This window comes from Massilia litorea (genome assembly GCF_015101885.1).
Taxonomy (GTDB): domain Bacteria; phylum Pseudomonadota; class Gammaproteobacteria; order Burkholderiales; family Burkholderiaceae_D; genus Telluria; species Telluria litorea.
Genome location: NZ_CP062942.1, coordinates 1 through 12,421, shown reverse-complemented (window position 1 = coordinate 12,421; position 12,421 = coordinate 1). Strand labels below are relative to the sequence as shown.

The window sequence follows — 12,421 nt, the reverse complement described above, 5'->3', positions numbered from 1 at the left end:
ATTAATACTCCAGCGGGAGCGCGACGCGCTTACCGTCACGTGCTGACATGTAGGTTGCGACCAAGACCTCGAGTGATTTCAGTCCTTCGCGACCGTCGGTTTCGGGTTCAGCTTCCCCGCGTAGTACTTTGATGACGTTGTCGTAATAAAGCGGGTGGCCAAAGCCGTACACCGAGGTCGTCTGGTAACTGGCATCGCGTACTTTTTCGTCATCTGGATCAGGTTCAGCGAATTCCCATTGCTGCACTTCATTCACGGCAACGCCACCGATGCGTACGGTTCCGTGCTCGCCGAGAATTGTGATGGATCCTTCAAAATTGCGCGGATAAGTGAGCATCGTAACGTTCATCGAGCCCAAAGCGCCGTTGCGCCAGCGTAGGCTAACGACGCCAGTATCTTCGACTTCGATGTTGCGCGCTAGCGTGGCGGTGTAGGCCTGCAAGCTCTCTACCGGCCCGACGATCCAGTCGATCAAGTCAACGTAGTGGCTCGCCTGATTCATAAAGGCGCCGCCATCGAATTCCCACGTTCCACGCCAGTCAGCGCTGTTATAGTACTCTTCAGGGCGTGTCCAGAACACATTGAGGTTGACCATGTAGATACGACCGAAGCGCTTTTTCTCGACTGCGCTTTTAAGCAACTGCAGTGTGGCGTTGCGACGGTTCTGCTTAACAACAAATAGGCGCACACCAGCGGCATCAGCGGCTGCAACCATTCGCTTGCCGTCTTCCCAACGCGTGGCCATCGGTTTCTCAGTGATCACATGACGGCCAGCACGGGCGATTTGGATCGTCTGCTCGGGATGCAAACCTGAAGGAGTGGTGACGATGAAAGCATCGGCGTCACAGCGCGCAAGCATTTGATCCAAGCTTGAGTACGCCTCAGCACCCGTCTTGTCTGCAGCGACAGCGAGAGCACGTCGCTCTATGTCGCATACACCCGCCAGCTCGCAGCGATCCGCGTGTTCGCGAATAGCGCTGAAGTGGTTGGTCGCAATACGGCCACAGCCCACTAAAGCGAAGCGTATCTTCCGATTGGTAATACCTTGTGGATAATTACGCATTACGTTGTGCATGTTCTTCTCCGGTTGAACGCTCAGGCTTTCACGATATGGGGCAGGCATTCCAAGTACACGCCACGAGTATCAACAATCAGATTCGCATGGTCGCGAATCATTTCGTAGTCAAAAGCGCTATGGCTTGTCGCTAGCAATACTAAATCGTAGGACGCCAGCGACTCCGGAGTAAGCGGGATGCTAGAGAGGTCGAAATAGTGTTCACGCATGCGAGGGAAGACGGGCACATGCGGATCGGAATAGTCGACGTGCGCCCCTTTATCGCGCAGAAGCTCCATTAATTCAACTGACGGCGACTCGCGCATGTCTTCGACATCCTTCTTGTATGAGATACCCAACACCAGAATGCGGCTGCCCATAACTGAGCGCTTGCGCTGATTTAATGCGTCAGTCACCTTTCCCACTACCCAATGTGGCATTTCGCTATTAATTTCGCCTGCGAGTTCAATGAAGCGCGTATGTACGCCATATTGGCGGGCCTTCCAGGTAAGGTAAAATGGATCAATCGGAATGCAGTGACCACCCAGGCCCGGACCAGGATAGTACGCAGTAAAGCCAAACGGTTTAGTGGCGGCAGCTCTGATCACCTCGTGTATGTCTATTTCCATCTTGTCAGCGATGATCTTCATCTCATTCACCAAGCCGATATTTACTGCCCGATGGATGTTCTCTAATAATTTTGTAAGTTCAGCGGCGCGGGTCGATGTAACTGGTACTACACGGTCAATTGCCGACTCGTACAAGGCAACACCAGCTTCGAGGCAGGCCGCAGTACTGCCTCCACATATTTTTGGAATAGTGCGAGTTTCGAAATCCGGGTTGCCGGGGTCTTCGCGCTCCGGCGAGAACACGAGAAATACGTCTCGTCCCACCACGAAGCCGCGTGACTCGAGCCGCGGACGCAGCTCTTCTTCGGTGGTGCCTGGATAGGTAGTACTTTCTAGTGACACTAACTGGCCTGGACGGATAAAAGAAAGAAGTGCGTCGACGGTGCCGAGAACAAACGACAAATCTGGCTCGCGGTAGGGATTTAAGGGCGTGGGTACACAAATGATCAGCGCATCCGCTTCACAAGCGCGCGCGAAATCGGTCGTAGCCTGAAAGCCAACTGAACGTGCCGCGCAGATCGAGTTCGCAGGAATATTTTCGATATAACTTTCGCCGCGATTCAGCTTTTCGACCTTTGCCGAATCGATGTCGATCCCTAGGACCCGAAATCCAGCCTCTGAATAGCGCAAAGTCAGTGGTAACCCAACGTAGCCAAGGCCAATGATGCCGATTACAGCAGTGCCGTCGTGTAACTTTGCGATGAGCTGATCGAGGTATGCCGGTTTACTTTCGTCACGCATGAGGTTCCTCACGAATCAGTGGATGGGTTAGGTGGACGCTAGAATGAAATAATTACATACGAAACGGAACAAATTTTTTGATGACGCTTAACTGCGTAGACGATTGCGAAATCGGAACCGCGGTCGGTACAGCCAATGCTTGCTGCGGGTTGTATTCGGGAACGATTGCTCTAGCCATTGATTCAATCATCGCGCGATCGTTGGTTTCGCACGCCATCATCAAGCAGGCGATAAATGTATCGAGGACGCTTGGGGGCAGCGCATTTTCCTTCATGCGCATGATGCGAGGATGCTCACTAGGGATTACCGTACCGTCGATCAATAACTCCTCATGGAGCTTTTCGCCAGGAAATAGGCCAACGTAGCGCACTTCAATGTCGCCGTTCGGGTTCTGCAGCGTCTTTTCTGTTAAGCCTGACAACGCGATGAGACTGCGCGCCAGGTCAACGATCTTTACTGGCTCGCCCATCTCGAGCACAAACACATCGCCGCCTTTAGCCATGGCACCCGCCTGAATCACTAGTTGGGCCGCCTCTGGTATAAGCATAAAATAGCGCGACATCTCAGGATGCGTAATCGTGATAGGACCGCCCTGAGATATTTGACGTTGAAATAGCGGGATCACCGAGCCAGATGAGCCCAACACATTACCGAATCGCACCATGGCGAAAGTGGTAGAAGTTTCGGGTCGTGTTGCTGCAGCCTGGAAGATCAACTCGGCGATCCGCTTACTTGCTCCCATCACATTGGTCGGTCGAACCGCCTTGTCGCTTGAAATCAGGACACACGTCTTAACGTGGTGCAGAGCCGCCTGGGCAGCGATTACCTGAGCTCCAACGACATTATTTCGCATGCCCTCGACAATGTTGGACTCAACCAATGGCACATGTTTATATGCGGCTGCGTGATAAATGGTGTCGACTTTGCTGTCGCGTAGGATACGCCCGACCAGATCGGCGTTACAGACAGAGCCCAGGTGCGCGACGATGTGGAGGTCGGGGAAACGCGTTGTCAGTTCCTGGCGAATGGTGTACAGCGCAAACTCCGAATGGTCGAGCAAGTGCATATGGCTCGGAGCGAGCGTCACTATCTGCCGACACAACTCGCTACCGATAGAGCCACCTGCCCCGGTTACCAACACTGTCTTTCCGCGCACGCAGCGTGCAAACAGATCGATACGGGGAGGCACAGGCGGGCGACCGAGCAGATCCTCAAACTTGAGTTCACGAATTGCTTCGTGTGGGCTAGGCGTCTCCCCCGCTAGATCGACAAGACGACTGAGAATACGAGTACTAATCCCAGCCTTAGACAACCGGTTCATGATGTCGCGCAGGCGTGCCGGCGACACAGATGGAATAGCGATGACGATCGAGCGAATACACATCGCATTGACAATTTCTACCAAGCGCTCAGTGTTGAAAACGCGTAACGCGCCGATCTTGCGTTCATTGAGCGCGTGCTTGTCATCGAAGAAACAAACTGGGCGGTATTCGTCGCCACCATGCATTGTTTGTGCCAAACGGGCGCCCGCTTCGCCAGCGCCATAAATTGCCACTACTTCCGAAACGCGGCGTCCGCGCAAATCTTGATTACGCAAGAAATTACGCATTCCAACTCGCGAAGCGACAACGTAGGAAAAACCGACAAACCAATAGATCGCTAAAGCACTGCGCGGGAAGCTTTTTTCGTTAATGATAAACATTACGACATAAGCGCATAAAATAGCGACCGCTAGTGATAGTCCAGTGATACTGAGCAGACGTTGATCGATGAAGCGGATAACCGCACGGTACAGGTCGGAGACTGAGAAGGTAGTGACGGTAACCACAGCCACGAGGAAGTAGGATGCGGGACTAAAACCTGACACCAGATCCAAATCGCCACCCCGGAGAAGTATGGCTACCAAAAAACAGAACGGTAACGCAATTAGATCTGCCGCGACCATCAGCCCAATTTTTGCTGATCGAGGCAACGAAACCAATTTTTGGCATAATAGCTTGACGCTGCCTTGCTGGATTTTTAACATGATTCTAGTCGCTTCGTAGATTGGTCAGCGAAAACTCTCCGAACATTTCCGTTCTAATATCAAGCAATGGCGACGCATCTATAAATTTGTTGCCGTTCAACCGCCACTATCGATTGATTTGCTTTGCTTTGCTTTGCTTCGCAGTTTCATAATCTTATTAAATATAATAAGTGCCTTTGACAAGGCTCAAACCAGGTAAAGATAGCTCCGTCTTTGTTGTACTCTTTAAACACCCGACTCTAATAGCGCCTACCAAAAAACCTCCGTGGCTGCGTTGGAGCGTCCGGCCGTATAGGCGTACTGTCTTTGAGGCCGCCCCTAGCCCTGGAGGTTTTTTTTAGGCCGTCTAAGCTTAAGAATCCTTGATGGAGCTGTACTTACCCCATCCGCTTTTAGCTTAGAAAAATGGCGCTCATCTTATGCGGGCATCGTTGCCGATAACTATGCCCTATGACATACGGAGGCTCTCAGACGCTACCAAGCCCAATCCGACTAGCTGGCGCGTGCTCCTTGGAGCTGAAGGAACTTAAACGTGGCGCCATATCGTTTAGCAATATTCCTTGCAACGACACACCGATGTGGTGCAGGCGTTTAACTGACTCATTGATCTGACGTTCGTTGGTGCGGCCTGAACGAGCAATCATAAAGACAGCGCCAGCGTACGCACTGATGACTAGCGCTTCAGCACTTGTCAATAGGGGTGGCGAATCAAGCAGAACGAGATCATAGTGAGCACTCGTTTGTTTTATAAATTTGCCGAAATTTGTATGCAACAGCAATTCCGAGCGGCTTGATTGCAGTTCTCCGGTGCCAACGAAATCGAGGTTTTCGATTACGTTGCGATGAATAACCTCACCGATTGATGCCTTTTCTAATACTACGTCGGACAATCCGTGGTCACGGCCCACACCAAAATAATGGTACAGCTGGCCGCAACGTAAGTCGGTATCAATTAGCAAGACGCGTTTTCCGCTCGCCGCCATTATGGCCGCAAAATTAGCAGTAACGAAAGAATTGCCCATCCCGCTTGTTGGACCAGCAAACATTACAACGTTGTTCTTAAAATGAGGCAGCTGGAACTGAAGGGCCGCCCGGAAGCTTCGTAGACTCTCAACAGCTACGTCTTCAGGCATCATTGTTGCTAGTAATGGCAAGACACTGTACCCACTCTTTTTCTTGCGCATTAGTTTATCTTGATTTCCGCTATGTGGAATGGTAGCGTAGACCACTCTTGCCCGCAGCATCTGTTCGATTTTATGCGGGTCGTCGATTCCTCCTGTTATCGCTTTGCGTGTGAATGCCACCACAGTGCCTAGGAATAACCCAGTTATCGCAGCCAGCGCTACTATTAGCGCACGTCTCGGCTTAATCGGCTTTTCCGGCAGAACAGGTGCGTCGACCATACGCACGTTGCTAACTCGGCCTGTGGCTGTCAAGCGCAACTGCTGTGCAGTATTTAGAAGTGAGGTGTAGAGTTCGGTGCTGACCTTGATGTCGCGTGTTAACCTTGCTTCATTTTGCTCTAGCATAGGCATATTTCTGATTCGCGCTTTAATAGCCGCAAGCTCAGCTTCGACCTCCTTCCGCTGGCGGTTAATTGCCATTACAACTGGGTGATCCTCCGTAAAGCGGGCGAGGAGCTCCGCTTTTTTCTGCATCAAGTCAATTCCCCGCGCGCGCGTTGCAGACGCTTGCTCTAGGCTTAAGCGCGCTTCTTCGCGCAAGTCTACCGTCCCATTAAGGTTGCGGAACTCGTTATAGCGTTCTTCTGCCTGCTCTAACTGACGCTTTACAATCGGAAGCTGTCGATTTAAGAATGCAAGCGACTTTTCAGCTTCTTCGGTCTTACGTGCGAGGTTTTGGCGCATGTATTCGCGGCCGATCTCGCTCAACACACTGTAAGTTTCGCGAGGATTTTCTCCCTCCAGCTTAACTTCGATGATGCCCGACTCCTTGCCCTGCTCGGTGATCACGAGTGCATTTTGGATTGCTTCCGTCATTGATGCGCGCGACATGCGTCTCAATACAAAGTGGGCGCCTGGTTCCGCGGACATATTGTTGACCTTCAGCTCGATTACGCCCTCGGGAGTAGGCACTCGGTAGCGCAGGCCAACGTTCCCTTCAAATACGATCGGTTGCCCACCGCCACTAAATCGGAAGCGTTGGTTGCTTAGCGTGGCTAGTGTAAATTCGCGGCCCACCCACGCGTTGGGTACCTCAAATAATGAAACCTCGGCCTTCTCGCCGCCCCAGACGTACCCGCCATAGCCGAGCAGGCCAGGGGTAGATAGGTGACTACTATTCCAGCTTGCAAACCACGGCCCTAAAACGGGGAAGTATTTTGGATGTACATCTATATAAAGCTGTAAGTCGTCGAGTGAGCGCGATATAACCATTCGCGAACGCAGCAGTTCGATCTCTGCAATTGCTGTTTTTTTCATTTCAAAAAGCGAAGATGCTTCGCTGAGAATGTTCTTTGATGCGTTCGTGCTCTCCTCCTCAACGTGGATTATTAGGTTAGCCTCGAATACGGGTTTAGCTATTAGCACGTACATGACTGCTACGAGTGTTAAGAGCAGAGTGATCGCACCGATCAGCCAGCGGTTGTCATAGAATGTGCCGAGGTAACCCTTGAGATCAGATGACGACTCGTCCGGTCCATGGACAACATGAGGGTCAAAAGGAATGCTAAAAACTGGAGGATGAGGGGCCATTGGGGCTAGAGCGTGCTGCTCACTTGCGATACTCATGTCTAACTCCGTTCTTGATGAGGGCAGGATAGTTACTGCCGGTTGGTTGCAGTGACAGCGGAAGTCAATGCACCAGGGATTAGTAGACTGATACTGCGGTTCCAGTTCGCCAACGGAGTTGCAGCCACGTACACAATATCTTTGGGCTGCAGTTCAAAACCCTCAGCCATCGCCAGCGAGCTGGCTATCCGGGCATCGAGCTGAAAGACTCGTGTCCGCTCAGCCGTCTTGCGCACGACGTAGATCTGGCGTACGTCTCCGCTTAGTGGGCTGATGCCGCCTGTCTCACCTAATGCTTCATTCAACGTGAGGCGGCCATCGTGCATTGTGAGTGCCTTCGGTGTGATGACTTCACCGGAGACAAATATCTTGCTTTCGTCACGCGAATGCACACGTACAACGTCACCGTGCGCTAACATGACGCTTCCAGGATTTATTCCTTTCTGTACAAGATCACGGAGATTGATTCGGTAGCGGGCCTTACCACGCTCTAAAGCAATGCGGCTCTGGTCGGCCGTGGGCAGCAGACCACCAGCGCGGTTTAGCGCTTCCATTAAGGTCATTGGGATGTCATTGATGGCCTGTAATCCGGGCTGTTTGACTTCACCATCGACATACACACGCTTGCTTCGATATGCGAGTACGCGTAGCGTTACGTTTGGACTTGTTAGATACTTAGCAAGCTTGGTCGTCAACAATGCACGAGCACGCTCCTCGGTCAGACCGTCCACAGCCACCATGCCAATGAGGGGAAATTGAATTTGGCCGGCGTGATCAACCACGAAGCCCACAGCTGCATTTGTCGCGTTGCCAGGGTCCACTGTCGCGCTCGTCGGTGCTATAGCCGAAGCGACCGAGCCGTTCGCAAGTTCAGGATGATCCCACACCACAATTGAGAGAAGGTCGCCGCTACCGATGACATAAGGCGGAGGGTTAGGCACAAGCAGACGGTCGAGGTCTTCGTTGGCTACCTGCCGTCGCTGCTCTCGCTCTGCGTTGATCAGCTTTTCGGTAATCATTTCAGTCGGAGGTGCAAGCTCATCCGTTCCGTGCATGCCGTTTTCGCGAAACTGAATGGACGAGGCACATCCAGTAATGACGACTTCGATGAAGCAAATTAATGCCAGAACCCCGATCCTGAAATTAGTTCCCTTGAGAATTAACACGTTGAACGTTTCCATGATTGCCTGTCAGAATGAGTACGTGGGTGCATCTAGACTCAGGGTAGGTCAAACAAGCAGACCGGACTTTGGTTCAGATCAAATATCGCGACATCATTTTGGGCGGGTACTGTTTATCAAAACATACGAAACGCGGCTTTGGGGCCTGCCAAGCCGCAGTTAGAGCCGAGCAACAATCCCTTAGCTCGGTCTTGGGGCTCCTGATTCGCGCTGTCAACATTAGCTTGGCAAGGATTGATTGTTACCTCGGCAAACTTTTCGGCGGCGCCGACACGACAGGGCGTATGAGGAGGCTTGCTATCAAAGCTGAAAATGCACACAAGAAGAAGTTATCGACCCTTGGTCAACTTCGGGACCGAAGGTATACGTAGCCGCTAGCTCGGCGTCAGGAGCTCAGTATTGGGTATCGGCAACGCTACAATTTCAAATGGAAATTGAGCGCGGCATGATGCTCGCGGTATGTACTTAAAACGTTGGGAGCCGACGCCTTGAGTTAAGACGTGCCGATATTAATTGCTCTGCACTCATCGTCTGAGTTGCCTATTATCATTGTCGATAACGCCGGTTAAAGATCTCATCCTTGCGCTTGTCGTAGTCGCTTAACAGCACAGATTTAAGAAGTTCGGTCGTTCGAGTAAGCGAACATTGATGCCGTTTGCGAGCTTGGACAGTGATAAGTTAAAGTTTCCAATAGTTCGAAAAAGAAGGAACACCGTTTGAGTGAGCAATTAGTATCTTAGGGAAGATAGTTTAAAAATATTTATAAGCGCTCTAAATGTCACTCTGAATAAACTAGTGGAACACTAATGACTGGTACGATTCGTATAATTCGCCATAGCGCCTTCGCTCGGCTGGCGTGTCAGAACACGTAGGATAAGATTTGGATCAATGCCCTGATCAATAAGTTCTTCTGCGACAGGAATCAGGTGGTTTGTGAGGACTGCATTGATAGCTGCATCGATTAGCATAGACGTGCGCAGATCGGTGCGGCGTTCCCTGTTTTTACGTTGTTTCCAACTCATGATGCGCTCCTCGGGATACGCGCACATATTTGACATAAGAGTTTAGGAAAAACCCCTCTGAGATCTGAAAGCCAATAATTCTTTCGGCACTTCGGTTTCGCTGCCCAACAATAATTTGTTTAGCCTGCTGACGCAATTTTCTGCAAGAATTAGCCAAACATTATGGACGACCTAAACGATAATGGATTTTTTGATACTGTCTTAGACGCAGTCCGTGTGCCCTATACAACTAAAGCTTCCTCTCGTGCCGCGATCCACTCGTCGAGTCGCACCGCGCTGCCGGGTGCGATGTGCAAGCCGAGCTTGCTGCGGCGCCAGAGGATGTCGGCGCTGCTGCGCGCCCATTCGTGCTGCATCAGGTAGTCGATCTCGGCCGCGTACAGGCCGGGCAGCACTTCCGGTCCCATGTCCGCCAGGCTCTCGCGGCGTGCCAGCAGCAGATGGATGCGGGTGCCGTAGGCGCGCGCATAGCGCTCTAACAGGGGCGCCGGCAGCCAGGCATAACGGCCTGCCTGGCGCGCGCTCCAGGCGCCGAATTCCAGCACCCCGCGCTTGTCCGGACGCGGACCGTAGAGGTCACCACCGGGCAGGCAGGCGTGCTCCGTCCAGCCCGCGCAGTGACTGTGACCCGCGCGGCCGAGCGCCTGCCCGATCCAGTCCACGGCCTGCTCGGCCAGCTTGCGGCTGGTCGTGATCTTCCCGCCGAAAACGGATAGCAGCGGTGCCCCGGCCAGGTCGGGCTCGAGACGGAAGTCGCGCGTGGCGGCCGCGGCGCTGGCGGCCGCATCCTCGACCAGCGGACGCACGCCGGCATAGCTCCACAGCACGTCGGCAGGCGTCACCTGGCGCGTGAAATAGCGGTTCACCAGCTGGCACAGGTAGACCTTTTCCTCGGCGCTGATCGCCACCTTGTCGAGCTCGCCGCGGAAGTCGACGTCGGTGGTGCCGACCAGGGTAAAGGCGCCTTCATAGGGCAGCGCGAACACGATGCGCCCGTCCGGGTGCTGGAAAATATAGGCGTGCGCGTGCTCGAACAGGCGCGGCACGACGATGTGGCTGCCCTTGATCAGGCGCAGCGCCTGGCCGCCCGCCGCATTCGTGGCGCCGTGCAGGAAGCGCGCGGCCCAGGGGCCGGCGGCGTTGACCAGGCAGCGCGCCGTCACGTGCACGTGGCGCCCTTCTCCCTCGAGCGTGGCGTTCCAGCCGTCGGGGTGGCGCTGCGGCGGGTTGCAGCGCGCATGGGTCAGGATGACGGCGCCGCGCTCGCGGGCGTCGAGCGCATTCAGCACGACCAGACGGGCGTCGTCGACCCAGCCGTCGGAATACATGAAGCCGCGCGTGTACTGCGGCTGCAGCGATGCCCCGGCCGGGTGGGTGCGCAGGTCCACGCCCTGCGAGCCGGGCAGGAATTCGCGCCGCGCCAGGCGGTCGTACAGGAACAGCCCGGCGCGGATCATCCAGGCCGGGCGGGCGCCGGCGTCATGGGGCATCACGAAACGCAGCGGACGCCATGATGTGGGGCGCGCTGCTGAGCAGGGTTTCGCGCTCGGCCAGGGCCTTGCGCACGAGGCCGAACTGGCGCTGTTCGAGGTAGCGCAGGCCGCCATGGATGAGTTTGCTCGATGCCGAGGAGGTATGCTGGGCCAGGTCGTCCTTTTCGCACAGCACCACGCGCAGGCCGCGTCCGGCTGCGTCGCGCCGCGATGGCCGCGCCGTTGATGCCGCCGCCGACAATCAGCACGTCGCACTCATAGTGCCCGCTTGTTTCATCCATGCCGCCCTCCCGAAAGGTCGCAATTAGATTTTTAAAGTATCTAGACTCTTTCCCGAAGCAATCCAGTCTCTAACCCAGCCTGGTCGACGCCCTCGGTCCACTCCATGTCGCGTCGCATCAATGGGATGATGGTATTTCATTTGAGCGGGTCCAACTTTCGACTTATTGGGCTATTACTAAGCATTAGGTCTTCGGCGGAAAGCCCAGCACCGCGAGCAATATGCAAAACTGTTCACGTGCTTGACTAATACTCCAGAAAGTGCCGTTTTTTAAGCTCCTCAATAACCTCTGCTTCTAACTTGTTCAGCGGGCAAGTGAGTATTCCGATAATTCTGATTGGGTTTCATATCTGTGTACGAATGTAGTGGTTAAAGAATGAAGTACTTATACAACTGGTAAGGCAGTCGTTTGAGCGTCTTCTGAGCAAATCCAAATTCGAACGCCACATTTAGTGTGAAAACGATTAAAGTGCATCAACGGTGCAGCTAGCAGCCGTTGTGCGAAAGCGGCTGAGTATCGCCAATTATATTTGCAGTAAATTAGCCGCCGCTTCCCAGATGAACCCGTGTCCGCCTGCCGCGGAGCACCCATCGGATGAGCAATAATCCGGCTAGAAGAGTTGAGTCGGTTTGCGGCTCGGGAACAGGCGTTACCGGATCAAGCAATAAGGTTTGGCATACATCTGCTTGCATCCGAACGCAGCAATTTGATGCTGATTATTAATCGAATACGCCGATTCGATTGTCCAACCAGACGCGGAGTCAATAAGCGTGGTTAAATCGATCATCGACCCTCTTCATACAAAAGCCGCGCTTTCCCGGTCATAAACTCGGAGGAGCCAACAATCTGTCCAGCATCGTTAATGTCGTATGCCAAGCTGGAACCAAAACCATTGAGGGTACCAAGATCAGTAAGGAGCCCATCTGCGTACAATACGGCATGATCCACATTAAAGCCTGCATTAGACCAGCCGACGGTTTCACCATTGTTATTGATTGCTTCCCGACACTCCACGCGCCATTCAATGATCCTAAATCATACATAGAACCAGATGCATATTCAAAAGCGTGGAATGGCGCTAACGGAAAATCGCCAACTAACGAGCCACCAACAACCGTGCCTACATCGTTAATCGATTCTGCCCGACTAAATACGCCCCCGGAAGAGTACCAAGGTTTTGCATACCTGCATCCGGCGTATAAGCAAAAGCGAAACTTCCGGATACGCTATCAGCGACACCAACT

At 53.3% G+C, this 12,421-nt stretch carries 8 protein-coding genes and 2 pseudogenes; all 10 read right to left on the bottom strand.

Translation table 11 applies throughout. From position 1 onward, the window contains the following. Nucleotide 1: 1 nt before the first annotated feature. On the bottom strand, nt 2–1,063 hold the full coding sequence (locus LPB04_RS23365) for a Gfo/Idh/MocA family protein (RefSeq protein WP_193689264.1): 1,062 nt from the start codon (nt 1,061–1,063) through the stop codon (nt 2–4). Between the two features lie 32 nt (nt 1,064–1,095). Next, entirely contained in the window at nt 1,096–2,424 is a 1,329-nt protein-coding gene (locus tag LPB04_RS23360; RefSeq protein WP_193689219.1) for a nucleotide sugar dehydrogenase, read from the bottom strand. 52 nt (nt 2,425–2,476) lie between these two features. Next, complete coding sequence (locus LPB04_RS23355; protein ID WP_227496787.1) at nt 2,477–4,450, bottom strand: polysaccharide biosynthesis protein; 1,974 nt, start codon at nt 4,448–4,450, stop codon at nt 2,477–2,479. A gap of 467 nt (nt 4,451–4,917) precedes the next feature. Further along, a complete protein-coding gene (locus LPB04_RS23350; RefSeq protein ID WP_193689218.1) occupies nt 4,918–7,200 on the bottom strand; it encodes a GNVR domain-containing protein in 2,283 nt (760 codons plus the stop codon). A gap of 32 nt (nt 7,201–7,232) precedes the next feature. After that, on the bottom strand, nt 7,233–8,381 hold the full coding sequence (locus LPB04_RS23345; protein WP_227496786.1) for a polysaccharide biosynthesis/export family protein: 1,149 nt from the start codon (nt 8,379–8,381) through the stop codon (nt 7,233–7,235). A gap of 803 nt (nt 8,382–9,184) precedes the next feature. Beyond that, complete coding sequence (locus LPB04_RS23340) at nt 9,185–9,403, bottom strand: hypothetical protein (RefSeq protein WP_193689222.1); 219 nt, start codon at nt 9,401–9,403, stop codon at nt 9,185–9,187. Nucleotides 9,404–9,624: 221 nt separating this feature from the next. Further along, nucleotides 9,625–11,177 (bottom strand): annotated as a pseudogene (gene glpD, locus LPB04_RS23335) (glycerol-3-phosphate dehydrogenase). A gap of 23 nt (nt 11,178–11,200) precedes the next feature. Beyond that, nucleotides 11,201–11,317, bottom strand: coding sequence for an H-NS family nucleoid-associated regulatory protein (locus LPB04_RS24505; RefSeq protein ID WP_407943908.1), 117 nt, complete (start codon nt 11,315–11,317; stop codon nt 11,201–11,203). Between the two features lie 643 nt (nt 11,318–11,960). Further along, the gene (locus tag LPB04_RS24500; RefSeq protein ID WP_193689221.1) at nt 11,961–12,191 is read right to left on the bottom strand and encodes a hypothetical protein; all 231 of its coding nucleotides are present in this window, start codon (nt 12,189–12,191) and stop codon (nt 11,961–11,963) included. 14 nt (nt 12,192–12,205) lie between these two features. After that, a pseudogene (locus tag LPB04_RS24495) lies at nt 12,206–12,310 on the bottom strand (hypothetical protein); the annotation flags it as partial. Nucleotides 12,311–12,421 lie beyond the last annotated feature (111 nt).